Genomic DNA, 18,092 nt, shown 5'->3' on the forward strand with positions numbered 1-18,092 from the left:
AATTTGACCTACACTGTAAATATGGCTCGAGGCAGATTTGAACTGCCGACCTTGGGCTTATGAGTCTGTAAAAGGGCGATCGCACTATAGCGAATCCCCCATAAAACATCACTCCCCTAGAAAATCTAATGGACTTTCTAAAGTCGTTGGGGCTTCATTGTCGATCAGCTGCTCATCCTCTCTGACTTCTTCGGTTTCCTGGGTGCCGTTAACCGCCGTCGCAATATTGGCGCGATTCTCAGAAATAAAGCTCACCTCATCCGCCACGGTGATCGGCACTGAGGCGATATATCCTACCGATCCAGCAGCATCTTCTAAGTTATTAACGGCATTTTCCCAACCGTCCACGCGATTATTGATTTTCTGTAGAAAAGCATTTGTCCGACCATAGGGCGAATCTGTGCTAATCGGAGGCTGATAAGGGTAGGCATCGTCACTTACCAAGCCTTCCTCCCTGGCGACGTTCATCCAAGTCCCTAAGCGGTCGTTGGTGATCTCCGTGACGTTCTGTAATTCGTCGCCAATATTTCGGAGGCTCCAATAGATATTGGCACTTGCCGAAAACACATTATTCGTTCTGATCCAGGCATCCAATAGGCGATCCTGCCATTCCACAGGAATAATTACGCTAATCGCATCATTCAGGGTATTTCCGATTGCCTGATTCAGAGAAATTTCGCCGCCATCTTCATCCTTAAATTTAATCCCCGCATAGCCTAGAACTTGCCCCAAAACATCGCCCACAAATTGCCCCGCATCAAAGCTTAATCGCATCGCATTATGTACCAGGAAAGCGGTATTCAGCACGTTCAGGGAGGTTTGCACAAATTGGTTATCGTAAATTGACCTCGCTTTTTTCTGGATGTCCTGGGTCGTGGTTCGGATGGGGTCAATAAGCTGCTGAAAGCGGGTTCTGGTTTCTGTCGCCTGTGCCGTCACGTTCGCGTTAACTGGCACCAATTCAGTCCTGGTTCCCTGTTGGATTCTGGCATAGTCGATCTGCTGTGTTGGCTGACTGGTTGTGCGATTGATCGTCGTGTTGGTGATGATCGGTTTCTCGCGGATCGTCGTTGTGTTGTTGGTGGTCACTCTGTTGGTATTGTTAACGACCCTGACCCTTTCGTTATTGTTGGTGATCACCGTGCGCTCCGTTGGACGATTAATCACGGTGGTATTGTTGATCGTCCGATTGTTGATGATCGGTTGCCGTTCAATAATGCGTGTTTCTCTAATCACGTTGGTTCCTCCAGTAAAGCCCGGTCTACCAAAAACTAAATTGGTCACGGTGGTCAATCCAGCAGTAAGGGCCGCAAGCTTGACCGCGTTCCCCGCTATGGCCACATCTTGCGCTCTATCCGTTTGGGTCAGTGTGCTGATTCTGACCAACAGGGAAGTGTTAATCGAGTTAATCGAATCCCGCAATCGCTGGATATCCCGTTGTGTTGCTGGGTCTTTAGTGGGGGAAAGCCGATCAAGCTCTCTCTGAATCAATTTGAGCTGACCATCAAGCCCGGTATATTGCAGGCTCAGGGAATTTAGCTCTTTCCGTAATCCCCGCACTTCCCTACGAAAATCGATCCATGCCCCTACCCCAAACCCCAAAGAGATCATCGAAGTGATAAAGCTCACAATAGGGAGAACGGTAGTAAGAAGAGAGCTTACTGCTGTATCGAGTGTCCCCACTAATAATTCAATTGCTCGAAGGGAAGCCCCTAACGCGTCCTGGCGTAATTTGAGAGAGTTGTATTGTCCCTTCAGTTTGTCAATCTGATCCTGTAGTGGCTTAGTTGCCTCATCAATCTTTGCCTGGATGCCCTCAGATACTTTGTTGATTCGTCTTCCCAAGTCATCCCGAACAGAAACAATTTGCTCCTGCAATGCTCTTTTCGCTGCCCCCACCTGAGCATTGACATAGCCCTTAGTTGCAAACTCCCTTCGCAATTCCCTACGGAGCGCCTCTAATTCTGCCCTGCTAACCGCTGTCCCAGAGTCTCGGCTATTCCGATAGTTTCTGATTAACTCTTGAACGGTATTCGGCACGACGTTGGTCGCATTTCGCAGAAAATCCAATTCATCATCAATCGCTTTATTGCGCAAATCGATATTGCGATAACTTTTAAGGACGGTCCCTAAATTATCCTTGACGATATCAAACGCGCTTTTATCTGCTTTCCCGTTCACCTGAGCTTTTAATACCTGATTTTCCTTTAGAAGAGAGTCAAGCTTACTATTGATTCTCGACAGACTCCCATTTAACTGACCACAATTACAAGCCATTTTCAACCTCTCAATCTATTTAAAATCTGATTCGCTTTATCGCAAGCCTGGGGACAAATTTCGTCCTCAAAAGGGGCAACCGTGGGACACTCTGAATAAATCAAAGTCTGCGTTTTTCCGTCTGTGTAGGTGATAACTAAGTTGCACTCATTCCCAAGAACTCTTACTAACGGTGTAACCCCTGTTTGCCTGACTGAAGTTTGCCCTGTGTTAGTTAAGACCTTCGGGAAAGTTCTAGTTTCAAAAAAAGCGTATGCAGATATACACGTATCAAGAGTTCTGACAATCGATCCGTTTCGTCTTTGTTGCCAGCGTTTTGTGCCATCACACCGACTATCCGTTGAGCCTGCTGTATAGCTCCATATCCCCTGGTCTTGTGTATTGGCTTGGGTTGCTTGTTCCCAATCAATTTCTGGGTCAGGGGGCGGGCTTCCCGCCTGAAACGTGCCAAAGGTGGGGGGAGCCCAACTGGTTGCCGTCAAAGTTCTTATCGCTTTTTGGTAGCCGCACTTGTTGGCACCACTAAGCCAATGCGTTCGATAGCTGGAATATTCCCACATCCCCCCTACAACGTGATTGACAAATTGATAGGTTTCCCCAGTCAAAACATCAATATCCCCACCACCCCAGTTGACCTCAATCCCCGATCCACCTTGTTGCTGTGTTGAGAAAGATTGAATTTCGGATCGGCCATAAAATAATTGCCCATTAATTAATAATTTACTTGCCATTTTTGGCATATCCTCCAGCCACAGGAACCCCAATCAAAAGGCAGGAAACAATCAACAAAGGCTCCAATCTTTTAGAGGGGATGTCGGGATAGAAAAGGATTGCCTTAGCCCAAAAATAAAAGCCGACTAAGCCTGTAATCATAGGCAAGAATAACAGGCAATAATAGGCAATATCGGCGGCTTGGATGCCGTCCTTAGCCATGGCTATTTTGAATAATTTTTCTTTGTCGTTTTCAGCCATTTTTGGGAGCCTCAGAGCTTGGGAGAAAGGTTCGATTCCAAGTAAGCGGGCCAACAATTCCGTCAACATCTAGCCCCCATTTTTGCTGTAATTCTCGACAGGCTTTTTCTGATTCCGGGCCATAAACACCGTCGATCTCAATGGCTAGCCCCCAATAGTTGACCTGCTTTTGCCATTCCCGGATATCGTAGCCTGCCATAAAAGGCTTCCTCAGAGAGAGAAAGCGATGGTAAGCTTCTTTCCCCGTGAGGGCTTGAGATCCGATGGGCCGATAAAATCCCCGACATTGATTAACGTGGCGATGTTTTCGCCAAACCCATTCGCCATTGTTCTGTCCTGGGGCATTGCTCTTTTTCGTGTTCCCTTCAATGGTGGTGAAATTTCCGCCACTGCCAACAGATTCAACAATGCCGATATGGATCGCCAAATTCTGCCCAAAGTGAAACAGGGCTAAATCCCCAGGCTTGGGGGTTCGGTGCCATTGCCCCTGTCTCCGAGCATAGCCCTCAATATAGGGACAATAAGCGCCTCCAGATGGTGCGCCAGTCTGAATTTTAGGCAAAGGGAATCCAGCCTTATCAAATACCCATGAGGTGAACATGGCGCACCAAAGATCGTGGAAGCCATACCAATCCCCATACTTTGTCCGGTTAGACCCTGGGGGATTTTCCCGGTAGCCAATTTCAGCGCGGGCAACTTTTAGGATTTCTTCAATCATGGCGACCTTCTAAGTTTTCAAGATTTATGCGGATCGTCCCGGCCAGATAATTTAGTTGCCGTTCCATACGGTCTAGCCTTGCGTCGGTTAGTTCTGTGAGGTGATCCAGCTTCCCCCAAACGGCATTTAATTGGCGGTGGATCTCCCCAAGGTCAGCATCTATCTCATCAGGGAGATCCTTTAGCAGGTGAAAGTGCTTGTAAATGTTCAGGCCCGCTCGAACGGCTCCCCAAACAGTAGCGATGAGAATGGTCAGGTTAACTAGGAGTTGGGTTAAATCGTTCATTCCTAGTCGTTGTCGTTGACGGCATTGGATGGGCTGAAATTCGTGCTAGGGCTGAATTTGTAGTATTGAAGGATCGAAGTGCGCTTAAAGATTTGCGTTTCTGTAATTGGGGCACCATTACCGTCGGTCTGTCCTGAATCACGATCCACAATTCCTTGGCTTTCAAAGACGGTATTGCTGGCATCGGCCCAGACCGGGCAATCTAAGTCCTGCTGTTTGTCGCTGAGTTGGGCGATCAGCTCGTCAAATAGTGCTGTCTCGACTAATTCGGCGCGGTCGGCGTTGAGGGCCAGGGCCGCCGGGATTTTGGTGATCGCCGGGTCGGTGCAGTCCAGGGTAATGCTGGCGACATCGCCTGTTACGTCATCATATTCGAAGGTCAAGCCTGCGATATTGTCTGAGATTCCTGTCTGAATAGCCATATTTTTAGAGGATTAAAATATAGGACAATTATACTAATACCTGTTGGGAAAGAGAATGCCAGAGCAAAACCCGCCTCAGCCTGAGAATTACAATCCGAAAACCCATTTTTTACAGGTCGCTGCAAAGTCGCTGAATAGGGAGATAAGGGATTATTTCGACCCATTGGGGGAGTTTGACGATGAGAATATTTCAGCTCCTACCAGTGCATTGAAAAGGGCTTGCCTGATAGACCCTGAAGAATCTTTGCTGCTTAATGTGGGGAAAATGCTTTTTTATGGACTGATGGCGGGGAAAGTCGTCCAAGATATTGGCGATACGTTTTATGGCATCCCAAAAAGTTCTTTTAAGGATATCTACCGGGAATTGGATGCTCAGGTAATCCTATTTTTCAAAGAAGACCAGAAAAGTGCTAGGCAAAATGACCGCCAAAAGCATCCTTTAGATATGCGGGTAAGTTTTCGGCTTAAGGATAGAGCGGAAATGCTTACAAAAGCAGACGTTACTGCTCTTCAAAATCGGATAATCCAGCAATTTAAACCAAATTTTCGTCATTACAAAGGATTGAAAAAATTTAGTTATCGAGACCCTGCTAATGGGTTTTCTGGCACCTGTGTTTTTAGTAATTTTGAGAATGAAGCCAAGGACATATATCAAAAAGCTTGTGCCATTGCTCAGGTTCCCTATAGTGATGACTTCCTTACCGCAAGCGAACGATCAAGTTTTCGTACCGAAACAGAAAACATCCTAGGAGAGCCTGTACGTCTGACCAACAAACCGAGGACAGGCTTTGTATATTTCCAAAGAGCAGAACTTTATTTAAAAGGTTCAAAAGATCAAAATTTAGTCCAACGCTACGGCGATCGCTTATCGAAAACCCAAATCGTTTAGCTCCCGTTATGAACCCGACAACTTCGCCCCAACCTTTAAACCTTGGGGGAGGATTACAACAGGGGCATAGGGATTAGCCTTGAGTTAGACCATTTGAGGTTTCTAATATGGCAACACAAAAAGCCCCTCCCGCTACCGCCGCAAAAAAACGCGGTGCGATTACCTGGAAGATCGGCAATAACGTTTATCAGTTCTCAGGCTCCTATCAGAACTATCGCGATGTGGCGAGTTCCTTGGGAATGACTGTCTATGACGATACCAACGACATCAAGATTGATGACAACGACGTTCTGATCAAAGGGACTCAAGCCGCCCACGTCCTACGCGGATCTGCCGTGGCCCTTACTGCTGAATTAAAAGACGGGGTTCGGACGCGCCGTTCTACGATCTTGGTTCCGGTGAACAAGCTAGAGGACGTGCTAGTAAACAACATTCTGACGAATAAAAGTTTCGGTAAGGGCAAAATTACCGATGTTCGTGGCCGTTTACAACAGGTCGTCACCATTTAAGCCTCCCTAGGCTTCTCCTTAGTTTTTATCCTTAGATGAGGTTCAAAAAAAATGGCTCTAGGCTATGTCATGACCGCGCACATTGACGAATCCGACGTGGATCGCGATTATGTGCTGAACTCCCAGGGCGATTGGTTGCCCGTTGCTCAAATCGTTAACCCTCTATGGGAGGACGACGGTTCCCAAACGACCCCCGACGTGAACGGCAACGATCGCTACTTGTTCGATCCGGATGCCCAGACGATCACTGACAATGAGCAAGCTGCTAACGTTTACCTTGATTCCCAGTTCTCCATTGAGGCGATCCGGGATATTCAGGGTCAGTTCCAGCAACAGTTTACGGATCGTGATGTGCGAATGGCACGGGTTGATCTAGCGATCACGTTCGTCTAAATCGTTTCTCCTACTCACCAAATTAGAGGGCCATTGGCCCTTTTTTTGTATGGCTAGCATCTCAAACACAGTTATTGAGTCTTTCCTTGGGATTGGGGGGGCATACCGGGCACAGTTCACCACTAGCCCAGGGGGATTGCTGATCCGACTCAATAGCGGCGCGGGCATCGTGCAAGAAATGGGGGGCGAAACCGTCGCCACATATCCCTATTCACGGATCGAGCTTTATCCCTTAATCGAAATTGCTGGCACTGTTACCAGTGTGGGCCAGTTCCAAACCACCATAAAAACGGCAAGGGGGATAGTAAGCCTACTCCCCTTAATCGCTGATTTTGGTCTTTCTGCCCTTTGGGGTGTTGATTGTTTTGCCCCTGGTTCAAACTTCGATCTGCTATGCCTGGGGTATGTGCCCTAAGCCTTTAACTGTAGGTAATGCTTGGGGACTAAAATTTCATTCCTTTCGCACCATGCCCACAGGCCATCCTCTGAAATGGCTTTGACATCGACCAATTCGCCATCCTGGGATTTCGCCACACACCCGACCTCTATGGGGTTATGCTTCTCCCCACCTTGCCGGGTCAATTTGGCGATCGCCATCCAAGTATTCGCCCTCTGACAGGAATATTCCTGCCGAATCGCTCTACTCCCGATCCCAGGCTCTTCAAGGATGGTCAATTCCTCTCCGGTGCGAGTATCAATTACGCGATCGCCCACAGAAAAATTTTCTGTGTCAGATTTTTCAGGCGATTTGTCAGAACTTTGCTTCGCTGCTTCACCGCCTTGCACTGTCTGCTTTTCAGCTTCTCTACCTGCTTCATTTTTTGCTTCACTAGGGGAGAGTGAAGCAGAAAGAGTATTGGTGAAGCATGGTGAACCATCTGGTGAAGCAGAAACCCCCGAATTATCAGGGTTGTGAAGCAGTGAACCATCTTGATTGAAACTCAGCCCCGATAAAAAATAACGACCTTTAAAGACTGGATCGGAAGTTTCCCGTACTCGCTTGATCTTTGGGAATAGCAATTTAAACCGCTTATAGATTTGGTTTGCCCCGGTCACATTCCGGTCGTATTGGTTTGCCTGTTCGTGCCAGATATTGCGGGTTTTTCCGTTGTCCATCTCTTCTACTTCAAGAGTCCCGGTTTCCTGATACCAGTCTTTTAATCTGTCCCAGAGGTCATGAACCCAGACCTTGCCATCGGGATTAAGCTCTAAGCCAGTATCCTGAACAAATCCCCAGAGGTGCGTGGATTCTTCCTGCAAATCCTCAAGGCCGGACGCAAGGGCATCATAATCAATGCCAAATTTAGCAAGGTTCCCCAGTTCTTCGAGTAGGCGGTTAATCAGTGCGGGGCAAACCTCAGTGATCAGGAATTGGGGGTCATCGTGGAACCGTGGATCGGCTGGTAATTCGCCTCGCCGTCGGTCAGGGTTCTGTTTAAAGGTTTTATTGAAATCCAGCACCACAAAACGGCTTAGGAGTGAGTCCATCCCAGATTTGAGCTTAGGGATTTGATTGGTGTTAAAAATGTGGACAGCGCGCGGGGTGATGGCGTAACCGTCTTTGTTCTTCCTTTCGATCCAGATCCCGTTTTCCTCCCCAGTGACGCAAATATTCAAGGATTCCACGCGGTCTAGGGTGGTTCCCATGTTGTTTTCGCTAGACCAATTCACTAGGGAATTTTCAAGCGGTGCTAGACCAAATTTGCGCCCCTGGTCATAGGTCTGAAACTCACTCAAACCGAGGGAAGTCATCTGATTACAGAAAATTTTCGAGATGGCAGCCCGGATAGAGTCTTTCCCGTTTGCCCCGGTTCCCTTGGCGATCGCCGCCTTGATGCCCCGGCTGTGAAGTTTGCGAACGGTATCGAGGTCAAACGCCGCCGCTAATTGTCTAAGCAGTGCGGTGCGGGGGGCAGGGTCGAGGCATTCCAGAAGCTTATTGCATTGGGTAGGGTCAGCATCGGGGTCAAATTTGACCTTTGAGCAATATAGATAAATATCCTTGGGAGTGTGGGGGTAGAGTCGCCATTGTGGTTCCCTGCCATTCCATTTAATCCGTAGGACTCCATTCGCCAAATTAAGCCCCGGTGGGTTGATGCGGTCTGGGTTAATCCCAAAACTCAGCAACGCCCAATCCCAGATCGCGTTAATGCTGCGGGGAGTCAGATACTTTAAGGTTTTCCGCTTAGTTTTGGGGTCTTTAACCCAGTATTGCTCTGCCCATGCCTTGATTTTTAGCTTCTCGGTCTGTGGGGTGAGCTTTTCGTAATGAGTGCCATTGAATTTGTACAGCTCGTCATTAATGGCGACGTAATGCCCCTCACTGAAAACGGTTTGCAGGGCAATTTCCTGATAGGTCAGTGCGGGGGGTAATTCTTTCTCGCCGTCGTCTGGATCTTCTGGTTCCAGGGCAGGGTCATAGGTGCTGACAGGCTGTAATGGGGTAGAGACTTTCGCCTCTACTTTGGGGGCTTTGGTGGGGTCGGTGAGGATCGGTTTGCGCATTAAATCGAGCCATCGATCCAACGGTAGGCGATCGCCAAATAATTTATCCAGGGCATCCCGACCATGGACGGCATGGACATCATCAATTCCTTTTTCTTCATAAACACCGTGCCAATACATCACCGATGTCTTGCAGCCTTCCGCCTCGAATAGCGCCGCTAGGGTCTCGGTGGCTTTAGTGACGGCGGCAATGGTTTTCGGTTTAGCGTCGTTGTCGAAACAAAAAATGATTTCTCGCCCCTCGGTGGCGATCGCCTGAAGTTGTGGCTTTAATTTTTTCTCTAATGGTGTGCCGTCCCCTGCTAATTCCTTGGGTGCGCCGTTCCAGATTCCCGACAATCCCACCGCGCAATATGAGGCGCTGAGTAGGGACGCGGTTTTCTTTGCGCCCTCGGTGATGATGATGGGGAGCTGCGGGTTATTTTTCACCCATTCCCAGAACTCGAAAGGATCGGCGGATGGGGGCATATCGGACAAATCAGGAAATCCTAGCCCGTGCATATTGGCGATCCGTTCCCAGCGGTCGCGGGCGATTTCTAGGAAAAATGGTTCGGTGGGGACGGTGGGCGGATGCTCATATTTGATGGGCTTCCCCTCGGAATCGGTGCGGGGGGTTTTCGCCTTAAAGCATCCCCAGGGCGATCGCCCACTGTTGAGAATATCCAGAGTGCCGCACCACCACCCGCCATTATCGATATGGGCGTAAGTCTTGAGCCATTTTTTTCTAAGGGTTCCGGTGTTGGTACGGAGTGCCTGGGAATCGGTGTAAAAGAGATATTCCCAAGCCGTGCCACCCATGATGTTTGTGAAGTTTAGGGCGGCAAGATCGGGGGCGATCGCACTGGCTTCTAATTCTGTCTCTAATGCTGTTTTCTGTAGCGTTTGCATTTTTCTTGATTCTTGAAAAGGACAAAAAAAAGGCGATCGCCGCCGTGGTCTGTGAGGGCGATCGCCATTGGGTTTAACTATCTAAAAGCTCTTGAATTTCCCAATCTTTTGCCCCGTGTAAATAGTGCAGAACGTCATTTGCTTCATGCCGCATATTCCAGAGGGTCATAAGTAAATAGCGCTCTTCTGGGGAGGTGGTGTCAGGGCGATTCCCGATACATTTCCACTCAGCACCAACATGCTCCCCCCATGAAAATTCAGATCCAAAATTGTCTGTAATGATTTGCTCGGTAGCCCCTGCGACCTGTTCCAAAAAATCTTTCATTAACTGAATTCTTGTCATCGTTATAAATTCCTGAAATGGTGAATAAGGGCGATCGCCGCCGTGGTCTGTGAGGGCGATCGCCATGTGGTTAAAAATCGTTTTCGTGTCTGGCGACCTCTGCCTTCAGGATCTCAATCCCCCTTGCTAACTGGGAGATGCGGTGATTGGCCCGGAAGAACTTTTGTCGATGGGTCGGTTGTTGGAGAGTGTTGGCGATTCCTTGGGCTCTCCGATCATCGAATTCATGATCCGGATAAACCCCTAAAACCACCAAATCATCAAGGGTCGCCTCAAGGATGGCGATCAAAGTTTGCTGATCCATTCCACCCCTCCCAGCATCCGCGCTTCCTGGACTCTGACGGTAACGGAATAGGGATTAAGCTCCAGGGCGTAAATCCTGTCTTCGGTGCGGACGAGCAAAACATCCTCCGAGATCTCCAGACAGGCGAGAATCAGATCCGCGCAATCGTCCTGGTACTTCTCCAGGGCATCCCCTAGATCATCTGCTGAGGCTTTCCCCTGAGCGTATTGCACTGCGCAAAAGTCATAAAAGTCAGAATTAGCAATCAATGACAGCGCCTTCTGGTGGATGTAGTCGAAATTTGGGGGCTGGTTAATACTCATAAGTCAACAACCTCGTCTGGGATATCGTAAAGACGATTGAATTCATCCTGTGCTTCTTGAATTGCCTGCTCTGCTTCTTCTTGTTTTCGGCGCTCATGCTCATCCATCCAACGGATAAATCTTCCGTAAGCGCTTCGTTGATGCTTCTTAATCACACGAAAGCCTTTCTGGTACCCCACACTTGGGGTTTTAGGGTATGTGGTCATAGGTCAATCCCCGAATTGTTGTCTGTGCAGAAATTTTCTGAATCAAGTTTTTTGGCTTGGATAGCCTGATCGAGGGCATCAATAAAACAAGACTCGTGATACTGCCCTATCCGGTGGGCCATGTAGTAGGGAGAAAAAGAGCCAGCACAATTAGAGCAAAAGTAAGAAAACGGGGGTTTTGCTTCAGATCCGCACTCGATGCAGGAATCAGGAATAATCTTTTTCATTTCGCCTCCTTCACTTTGGTGAAAGAGTTCAGGGCGATCGCCATCCCCATCGCTTGATTGGGGGTCGCATAAACCGCGTGCAGAACCGTGCCCCCATCGGATAATTCAATCCGCAATTCACAGCCCTTGGCATAGAAACGGCAATAACTGCTAATGGGCTGCACATCAGGGAAAGAAACCCGTTCCACGCCCCCGGTGGCTTCTATCCCGGCCTGGAATCTTTGGGCACAGGCAATGGCGAAATCAATCGCCTTATACTCCTCGCTAAAGTTGTCGAGGTTCGCTAAGAAAATCTCGAACGCCTCCCGGCGATCAAATGGTCTGGAAATATTCATAAAAAATTTAATTTCGATTCTAGTAATTACGTATCCGCTATGGATGGGGTTTTGGGTCGGTAATTAGTTGGTGCTGTCCGTATCTAGTGTTTTTCTCCTGTGTTGTGTTGTCTGGAACGCCCACACAGCAAGGGTCACAGCGTATTAGAATCGAGTTGCGAGTAGATTCTATATCTGCTGACGGGAGGGAGGATAGCAGTCCCCCCTCTCGCCTTGTTGGTGGGTGTTATGTGCAGCTAGCTACACAAAAACAGTATAATGATGGGCGTAAAAGAGTGCAACCAAGAAATTACTTTGAAGGTTCTTAGAAGGAAGCTAAATATGAATCAATCCCAGTTTGCGCAAGCGCTTGGGGTTCGTCGTGAGACCGTCTCTCAGTGGGAGAGGGGGGTTTACAAACCGTCACTATCCATTGACCAAATTAAAAGGCTTCAGGATTTATTGACCCAGGTAGATTTAACATTTAAAGACCTCCCTGATGACTTGGCATCCTGAGAGGTCTGGTAGATATTCATGGGGGCGATCAGTTTTTATCTGGTCGCTTTTTTTGTTGGTCCGCCCAGCGCATCTGGTTATCTAATTTGGTCTGTAGGCGATCCATCTTAGTGAGCAGTTGCTTGCGCTTATCAATGAAGGAATGGATTTCCTGATCCTTCTTTTGGATGTCCTGCTTTAACCGTCGATTTTCCGTTTCTAGGCCATGGATAGTGATATACCCATATACCCCCAGATAGGACAAGGGGATAAAGGCAGTCATCGCCAGCGTCTCAGCGACCCCCCAGGAATATGCCCCCAGCATCCCCAGGGATACCCCCAGAAACGCAAAACTACAGATCGCCGCTAACCGAAGCACATTATCTTGAGATTGCATCTTTAAATTACACAAACAAACAATATCCTAATCGGTCTTGGGAGCTAATGGGCGATGCTGGTCGGTGGCAAGTCTTTGATTTTTTTACATAAAGTCTAGTGTTTGACTTGGAATAAATCCCATAAAAAACACCATGCATAGAGAGTATATATGAACTATTGGAAAGAGGGTATGATTCAGTTATGCTGTGGTGATTTACGAGGTTAAATGAAGTGACATGAGCACACCTCGACTAGAAATCTATCTAAGTGGAGAAGATATTAATCCCTCCAGATTAAAAGCTAAAGATTTGGCAAATCTTCTTGCTTCTCTTGACAAGATGATTTCAGATTATGTTGTTAGAGAAAACCCTGAATATACCCAAGAAGAGGTATTCTTGGGCTTACAACAAATCAATGAAGGAAGTGTGGATTTACTTTTTGTCCCATCTTCCGAAGAAATTGTTTTTGCTGCTATTAGAGAAATCGCGAACTATATCAATCAACAAGATTTTATCCGCCTCCCTAAAAAGACAAAAGAATACATTAAAGAGTTTCGCAAAGTAGTTGTTAACAATGGCTTAAAAGCCGACCTCTTTATAAATGATGGGAGGCGAGAGAAGCTAACGACCATCGATCATAATTTAGTACTCCCCAAGCAGCAATTGCTTCAAGGTGATGTGACGCTGTATGGAGTTATTGAGAAAACTGGAGGGAAAACGCCAAAAGTTCATATTCGTCCATTTAATCAATCGAGAGTAGTCGTTTGTGATGCAAGTAAACGTATTTCAAAGATTGCAGGAGAAAGGCTATATCACGAAGTTGGGGTGTATGGAATTGGGCAGTGGGATATGGCAACAATGCAAATGGAAGAATTTACAATTACTTCATTTACTGATTTTGAAGGAGGAGATCCTGTATCTTTATTCAAAGAAATATCTGAAGAATTTGGAGACGCGTTTGATTCTATTGAAGACCCTATTGCCTACTTTGCAGAATTAAGAAATGACCATTGGTAGTTAATTATGGAAAAGATAGTTTGCTTAGATACTAATGTCATTTCATGGGGGTTCAAAAAAACAGCGACTCCTGGTCAAGAAGAGATGCTTGTAAAAGCTGAAGCACTACTGAAAGATTGCAAATTGAAAAATATCAAAATATTAATTCCTTCATTAGTAATGGGTGAATCTATGGCCCCGCTAGAGCCAAAAGATTATCCGAAATACACTCAAATTTTTAGTAAAAAAGCAATGGTTGCACAGTTTGATGTTAGGGCATCTATCATGTATGCACGACTTTGGCACGCAAGAAAGGCAGCCTGTAAAGCAATTAATATGCAGAAATGCAGAATGAAAATAGACATGATGATTCTTGCCACAGCAATTGTAAATAATGCTGACTGTGTTTACACCGAAGATAATGACATGGTTACTGTTGCCGGAGATTTTATTGAAGTTAGAATCCTCTCACAATACTTTTAATAATTTTCTATAGAAAGTATCAGCAATGGATAAAGACGATCAGATTCAGAAAATAATCGATGATATTGTCGAACAGGAGATGAGAGGATGCGTAAACTGTGGCTCTCATGTAGATCTTGTTTTTTGTGAAGGGATTGAGTCATATGTCACTAAGCGAGAAGGCGCTATGCTTTGCTGGTCTTGTCGGCAAGAGTGGCTTTTTACAGATGAAGGACTAATAGATCACGATCAACTAGAAGAGCTAGCTTACAGAGCTAGCTTAGAAGATGACGAAGAAGAGTAAATGTATTTCTCAAATGTTCACTGGGAAGTTAAAGGTTTACTCTTGATTTGGTGCTTGTGGTCGATTCTGATCAGTGGTAATTTTCCTTATCACATGAAGATATGTAACCAGTCACATTTAGCGATTGAAGGGAGATTTCCGAGGTGTACTACACAAAATCTGGTGGATATATTTTACACTTCTATTTTCCCTTAAAGCCTTGTATAGAAGGCATTTTGGCGCATTGTAAAGAGATATAATGTAAGTAATAAGGAACGTTATGGAGCTATGTGATGAAAAGTCCATATCGACAAGATAAAGCTGCGGAAGTTGCTTCCCTATTGCTCAAGCGAGAGGGCGGGAGAATCAACTACACCAAACTCATTAAGCTCATGTATATCATCGAACGTGAGTCTATTTTGCGTTGGGGATATCCAGTCACTTGTGACGATTACTATTCCCTCGACAATGGCCCAATCCTTAGCCATACCCTCGACAATATCACCGGGAATACATACTCGAAATATCCTTCCCCAGAGTGGGAAAATTGCATTGTCCGACAAGGCTATGACGTAGTGCTCCAATGCGATACCCCAGTTAGAAAACTGAACCGCGCAGAGGTCAAACTGGTTAATGAGATTTATGACCGCTACGGGCACATGAGTTATGGGCAGTTAATTGACTGGGTACATGACAAAAATAATGTGCCAGAGTGGCAAGACCCAGAAGGATCCAGACTGCCAATCAAACTCAAAACCATTCTTCAACAGGGGAACTACTCAGAAGAAGATATCAACATCATTTTGGAAGAACTCCAGCATAGCCAAGAAGTGCGGGAGGTTTTTGCCGCCTAATGTCTGATTTGTACCCTGTCACACTTGAGGATCTATACCCTGGCACAACGTTTCATTACGGCAAAAACGCATATAACAAACACCTTCATATCATTCTGACTGACCCTGAGGATGTCAAAGGAGAGATCTTAGTTGTCATGGTCAATCTCACGACAATGAGGCAAGGGGCTGATACGACAGTGATTTTAGATAAAAGCGATCATCCGTTCATCAAGCACCCCTCAGTTGTTGCTTACATCCATGCTGAATTATTCAACACAAAAACGCTTCTAAACTATCTCAATGCAGAGAGAAGCCTCATTGATTTTGTTCTAGAAGATGAGGCACTGCGTCGCGTTCAACAAGGATTATTAGAGTCAGAATTCACGCCGATAGAGGTACTTGAATACTGCCAAAACAAATTTATGTTTTAGGACAAGTCATTCCGCTGTAGGTGGCTTTGGGCGATGCTGGTCGGTGGCGATTTGGAGAGATAACTTAATCACCTCATCCTCGGAATACCAATGGTGATAGGTCTTGAAATGAACATCGAGAGAGTGCCCCATAAGTTTCGCCGCATCAATGGGTTTTATCCCAAATTCTTTAGATCGCCGCGCATAACAATGCCGTAAATGATACGGCGGAAACCCAACCCCATATCGCTGAAACTGTCTGGTAACCCGACTTCCCAACGCCTGATAATCCCTAGCCCGATAATCAGCCCCATCATGGGGAGGGACTAGAACCGCCTCCAGCTCAAAAGCTTTCACCCATTCCGGATATAGGGGCAGAACATGGCGATCATCAGTTTTTCCCTCAGATACCCAGATCACCCCATCACTCTGAAAGCTCACAAAAAACACCTCATGGGGGCGTAATCCATAGGTCGCAATCATCCCGTAGGCCCATCGCCATTGCGCGTTGGGGATAACCATCATCCTTTCGGCGATGACCTTATCCGTGGGCAAAATTCGAGGGGTAAGACTGCGGTGGGAGTATTCACCTTTGTACCGGGATAAGTCGCAATCAATCCCCGCAAAATCCGCCAAACTCTGAAAGGCGATCGCCCCCCGCTGTCGTTGGCGAGTCCCAGCCGGGATTTTTAGCAGGGTATCTTTGAGGATTTTTGCCGACAGAATGCGACGCTGTGGGAGTTTATTAAAAATCTGTTGATAACTGGTGCGGTAACTGCTGTGGGTCTGGGGACGATCCGGACGGCGGTTAAAGTAATCTGCCCTGTGGCGATCTGCCCACTCAGCACAGGTGAGCTTGTCATTTTTGACATACATCGCCCAATCAAAATCCTTACAGGCAATCAGCCCACCGAGCTTAATCGCCTCAGCCTTAGCCCGTCGCAATCCCTCATCATTGCCATTAATCCCCAGGGCGATCCGTTGCTGGTAGGGCTGTTTACGTTTCGAGCCAGGTTTGGGAGGGAGAGTAGCCCGGAGGTAAAGTTTATCCCCCAAAACCTCTACTGATACCCCCATCTTGAGGGCTTTAAGCTGGCTATTAATTTCATGTACCGTCATGACTAAATCTTGACTAAATACAGACTAGCCACACGGGAAAATCCCAAAGTTTTGTGAATCAAGAAGTTAGCGAAAAATCGCCCCTACGCCATCTCTGGTGTAGTTCAAATTTATTACGCTATCACTATGGCTCGAGGCAGATTTGAACTGCCGACCTTGGGCTTATGAGTCCCCTGCTCTAACCAGCTGAGCTACCGAGCCAAAACCGTAAATGATTATAACTACAGCAACTGCTTGTGTCAAGGGCTTGGTTTAAGGTCATCGTCAATGTCTAAACTTGAGTACGAAACGAGACTAGCCACTTCCCCTACTAACCATGTCTAAATTGCCCAAAATTGACCGACAGCGGGAACACCAAGCCAACGAACGTACCTTTCTGGCTTGGTTGCGTACCTCGATCGCCTTAATTGGTTTTGGCTTTGCGATCGCCCGTTTTGGTTTTTTTGTGCGTCAAATTGAAGAAACCCTAGTCTCCCAAAGTAATTTACCCTTGCCGAACCTGGCCTCTTCCGAAACACTGGGTCGAGCCTTTGCGATCGCCGGCATTGTGATCATTGCTTTGGCTTTGTGGAACTATCACCAACATTTTCGTCAAATTGAGCAGGGAAATTATCAACCCAATCGCTGGATGATTACCACAACGGCACTCGTGGCAATGGTTTTAGGGGGGCTGAGTTTAATTTTGATGATTGGCAGTAAACCCGATCCGACTCGAGAAGATTTTTCTCGCTCCCAGACCCTTCCTAGAGCCTCGAATATGTCTAAGCGTCACACTAGGTACTAATTCCCAAGGGGAAGACTTCTGTGTTATATTTTTAGACGACTCGGATCTATGCGATCTCGACGCCCAAACCTTGTCAGGACCGGAAGGTAGCAGCAATACGGGATGCTCGTGGTAGGCGTAGGCTCCGGGTCTTTTGGTTTTTTGGGGATTGCAGCAGTCAGTTAGTACTTTTCACGGCTTAGGACAAACACGCTACCCTCATTCCCCCGGCCAATGCGCAGATCTTCATCGAGATAAGTAATATCAAGCCAGCCATTATTATTTTTGCTGTTAATTCCCACATCAACAGGAAAGAATTTTTTCCCGGCTAACATTTGCTCGACGAGTCCTTTCGGAAAACGGTAGTTCATCAGGCGTTGGGAGCCAATCACGTAGCGATTAAAGAAAACATTCACCCGCTGATCAGAGACGGGGGTGAAAGAGGCTTCCACGAGCACTAAGCCTTCAAGGAAAGGAATCCCCTCTAGTTCGGCGATGTTGTAGATTTTTTGCTGGAGTGGCCGCACACATTGGTAAACCTGCCCTAGCTGCAAAAGGGGAAAGCGATTGATCCCCAAGATGCCTTTGCTGGTGGTATAAATCAGTCGCCAATCCCCTTCGAGTAAGGTTGTCGCTTCTAGGGGTTTGGGGGTCGGGTTTTGGTCTTCGAGGCGATCGACGATGGCGAGGATATTGGCGCGGTCTACTTCAGTGGCGATCAGACCACGATTTTTTCCGGCAATGGTTTCGAGGAGGTTCGTTTTTAGATTCATGGAAAGGTGAGCAGTGGTCAGCG

General features: G+C 46.9%; 26 protein-coding genes, 1 tRNA gene and 1 other RNA gene. 12 read left to right on the plus strand and 16 right to left on the minus strand.

Annotated elements, in window-relative coordinates; translation table 11 throughout:
* Positions 1-108: 108 nt before the first annotated feature.
* From AWQ24_RS09065 to AWQ24_RS09090, 6 genes are read right to left on the minus strand one after another with little or no spacing between them, the layout of a single operon-like run.
* Complete coding sequence (locus AWQ24_RS09065) at positions 109-2,277, minus strand: hypothetical protein (protein ID WP_065716619.1); 2,169 nt, start codon at positions 2,275-2,277, stop codon at positions 109-111.
* Positions 2,278-2,279: 2 nt separating this feature from the next.
* A complete protein-coding gene (locus AWQ24_RS09070) occupies positions 2,280-3,008 on the minus strand; it encodes a hypothetical protein (RefSeq protein ID WP_065716620.1) in 729 nt (242 codons plus the stop codon).
* Positions 2,998-3,249, minus strand: a complete 252-nt coding sequence (locus AWQ24_RS09075; RefSeq protein ID WP_065716621.1) for a hypothetical protein — start codon at positions 3,247-3,249, stop codon at positions 2,998-3,000. The genes AWQ24_RS09070 and AWQ24_RS09075 overlap by 11 nt, the downstream gene beginning before the upstream one ends.
* The gene (locus AWQ24_RS09080) at positions 3,242-3,967 is read right to left on the minus strand and encodes a CHAP domain-containing protein (RefSeq protein ID WP_065716622.1); all 726 of its coding nucleotides are present in this window, start codon (positions 3,965-3,967) and stop codon (positions 3,242-3,244) included. The genes AWQ24_RS09075 and AWQ24_RS09080 overlap by 8 nt, the downstream gene beginning before the upstream one ends.
* Positions 3,960-4,253: a hypothetical protein gene (locus AWQ24_RS09085; RefSeq protein ID WP_065716623.1), complete on the minus strand. Its 294-nt coding sequence runs from the start codon at positions 4,251-4,253 to the stop codon at positions 3,960-3,962. Before AWQ24_RS09085 ends, AWQ24_RS09080 begins: the two co-directional genes overlap by 8 nt.
* A gap of 2 nt (positions 4,254-4,255) precedes the next feature.
* Complete coding sequence (locus tag AWQ24_RS09090; RefSeq protein WP_065716624.1) at positions 4,256-4,675, minus strand: hypothetical protein; 420 nt, start codon at positions 4,673-4,675, stop codon at positions 4,256-4,258.
* A gap of 55 nt (positions 4,676-4,730) precedes the next feature.
* Between AWQ24_RS09090 and AWQ24_RS09095 the strand changes: the two genes are divergently transcribed.
* The 4 genes from AWQ24_RS09095 to AWQ24_RS09110 all read left to right on the plus strand — a co-directional run bounded on the left by AWQ24_RS09095 (position 4,731) and on the right by AWQ24_RS09110 (position 6,881).
* Positions 4,731-5,564, plus strand: coding sequence for a hypothetical protein (locus tag AWQ24_RS09095; protein WP_065716625.1), 834 nt, complete (start codon positions 4,731-4,733; stop codon positions 5,562-5,564).
* Between the two features lie 107 nt (positions 5,565-5,671).
* Positions 5,672-6,073 carry a hypothetical protein gene (locus AWQ24_RS09100; RefSeq protein WP_065716626.1) on the plus strand — a complete coding sequence of 134 codons (402 nt, stop codon included), beginning with the start codon at positions 5,672-5,674 and terminating at the stop codon, positions 6,071-6,073.
* Positions 6,074-6,124: 51 nt separating this feature from the next.
* Complete coding sequence (locus AWQ24_RS09105) at positions 6,125-6,466, plus strand: hypothetical protein (protein WP_065716627.1); 342 nt, start codon at positions 6,125-6,127, stop codon at positions 6,464-6,466.
* A 49-nt stretch (positions 6,467-6,515) separates the two neighbouring features.
* Positions 6,516-6,881 (plus strand): hypothetical protein, encoded by a 366-nt coding sequence (locus tag AWQ24_RS09110; RefSeq protein WP_065716628.1) that lies wholly within the window; start codon positions 6,516-6,518, stop codon positions 6,879-6,881.
* Here the strand turns inward: AWQ24_RS09110 and AWQ24_RS09115 are convergent.
* The 6 genes from AWQ24_RS09115 to AWQ24_RS09145 form a co-directional block, all read right to left on the minus strand.
* Positions 6,878-9,859: a DUF3854 domain-containing protein gene (locus AWQ24_RS09115; RefSeq protein WP_065716629.1), complete on the minus strand. Its 2,982-nt coding sequence runs from the start codon at positions 9,857-9,859 to the stop codon at positions 6,878-6,880. The genes AWQ24_RS09110 and AWQ24_RS09115 overlap by 4 nt on opposite strands.
* Positions 9,860-9,932: 73 nt before the next feature.
* The gene (locus AWQ24_RS09120; protein ID WP_157096847.1) at positions 9,933-10,268 is read right to left on the minus strand and encodes a hypothetical protein; all 336 of its coding nucleotides are present in this window, start codon (positions 10,266-10,268) and stop codon (positions 9,933-9,935) included.
* A 4-nt stretch (positions 10,269-10,272) separates the two neighbouring features.
* A complete protein-coding gene (locus tag AWQ24_RS09125) occupies positions 10,273-10,506 on the minus strand; it encodes a hypothetical protein (RefSeq protein WP_065716631.1) in 234 nt (77 codons plus the stop codon).
* Entirely contained in the window at positions 10,488-10,808 is a 321-nt protein-coding gene (locus AWQ24_RS09130; RefSeq protein ID WP_065716632.1) for a hypothetical protein, read from the minus strand. The genes AWQ24_RS09125 and AWQ24_RS09130 overlap by 19 nt, the downstream gene beginning before the upstream one ends.
* Positions 10,805-11,014 (minus strand): hypothetical protein, encoded by a 210-nt coding sequence (locus AWQ24_RS09135; RefSeq protein ID WP_065716633.1) that lies wholly within the window; start codon positions 11,012-11,014, stop codon positions 10,805-10,807. Before AWQ24_RS09135 ends, AWQ24_RS09130 begins: the two co-directional genes overlap by 4 nt.
* Positions 11,015-11,237: 223 nt before the next feature.
* Entirely contained in the window at positions 11,238-11,576 is a 339-nt protein-coding gene (locus tag AWQ24_RS09145) for a hypothetical protein (protein ID WP_065716635.1), read from the minus strand.
* Between the two features lie 261 nt (positions 11,577-11,837).
* Here AWQ24_RS09145 and AWQ24_RS16750 point away from each other — a divergent pair, with 261 nt between their 5' ends.
* Entirely contained in the window at positions 11,838-12,071 is a 234-nt protein-coding gene (locus tag AWQ24_RS16750; protein ID WP_065717348.1) for a helix-turn-helix transcriptional regulator, read from the plus strand.
* 28 nt (positions 12,072-12,099) lie between these two features.
* On the opposite strand, the gene AWQ24_RS09155 is transcribed toward AWQ24_RS16750, so the two are convergent.
* A complete protein-coding gene (locus AWQ24_RS09155) occupies positions 12,100-12,447 on the minus strand; it encodes a hypothetical protein (protein WP_065716636.1) in 348 nt (115 codons plus the stop codon).
* 217 nt (positions 12,448-12,664) lie between these two features.
* Between AWQ24_RS09155 and AWQ24_RS09160 the strand changes: the two genes are divergently transcribed.
* The 5 genes from AWQ24_RS09160 (at position 12,665) to AWQ24_RS09180 (ending at position 15,435) form a co-directional block, all read left to right on the plus strand.
* Positions 12,665-13,444, plus strand: a complete 780-nt coding sequence (locus AWQ24_RS09160; RefSeq protein ID WP_065716637.1) for a hypothetical protein — start codon at positions 12,665-12,667, stop codon at positions 13,442-13,444.
* A 6-nt stretch (positions 13,445-13,450) separates the two neighbouring features.
* Positions 13,451-13,906, plus strand: coding sequence for a type II toxin-antitoxin system VapC family toxin (locus AWQ24_RS09165; protein ID WP_065716638.1), 456 nt, complete (start codon positions 13,451-13,453; stop codon positions 13,904-13,906).
* 25 nt (positions 13,907-13,931) lie between these two features.
* Entirely contained in the window at positions 13,932-14,189 is a 258-nt protein-coding gene (locus tag AWQ24_RS09170; RefSeq protein ID WP_065716639.1) for a hypothetical protein, read from the plus strand.
* Between the two features lie 272 nt (positions 14,190-14,461).
* Complete coding sequence (locus AWQ24_RS09175; RefSeq protein ID WP_065716640.1) at positions 14,462-15,022, plus strand: Panacea domain-containing protein; 561 nt, start codon at positions 14,462-14,464, stop codon at positions 15,020-15,022.
* Positions 15,022-15,435, plus strand: a complete 414-nt coding sequence (locus AWQ24_RS09180) for a hypothetical protein (protein WP_065716641.1) — start codon at positions 15,022-15,024, stop codon at positions 15,433-15,435. Before AWQ24_RS09175 ends, AWQ24_RS09180 begins: the two co-directional genes overlap by 1 nt.
* A gap of 6 nt (positions 15,436-15,441) precedes the next feature.
* On the opposite strand, the gene AWQ24_RS09185 is transcribed toward AWQ24_RS09180, so the two are convergent.
* Both AWQ24_RS09185 and AWQ24_RS09190 read right to left on the minus strand, forming a co-directional pair.
* The gene (locus AWQ24_RS09185; protein ID WP_065716642.1) at positions 15,442-16,533 is read right to left on the minus strand and encodes a hypothetical protein; all 1,092 of its coding nucleotides are present in this window, start codon (positions 16,531-16,533) and stop codon (positions 15,442-15,444) included.
* Between the two features lie 127 nt (positions 16,534-16,660).
* Positions 16,661-16,734 (minus strand) — tRNA-Met (locus AWQ24_RS09190).
* A gap of 115 nt (positions 16,735-16,849) precedes the next feature.
* Here AWQ24_RS09190 and AWQ24_RS09195 point away from each other — a divergent pair.
* Entirely contained in the window at positions 16,850-17,317 is a 468-nt protein-coding gene (locus AWQ24_RS09195; RefSeq protein ID WP_065716643.1) for a YidH family protein, read from the plus strand.
* Positions 17,318-17,354: 37 nt separating this feature from the next.
* An RNA gene (gene ffs / locus AWQ24_RS09200) (signal recognition particle sRNA small type) lies at positions 17,355-17,451 on the plus strand.
* Positions 17,452-17,478: 27 nt separating this feature from the next.
* On the opposite strand, the gene AWQ24_RS09205 is transcribed toward ffs, so the two are convergent.
* Positions 17,479-18,069: a PAP/fibrillin family protein gene (locus tag AWQ24_RS09205; RefSeq protein ID WP_012307392.1), complete on the minus strand. Its 591-nt coding sequence runs from the start codon at positions 18,067-18,069 to the stop codon at positions 17,479-17,481.
* Positions 18,070-18,092: the final 23 nt, after the last annotated feature.

Source organism: Picosynechococcus sp. PCC 8807 (genome assembly GCF_001693295.1).
Lineage (GTDB): Bacteria > Cyanobacteriota > Cyanobacteriia > Cyanobacteriales > MRBY01 > MRBY01.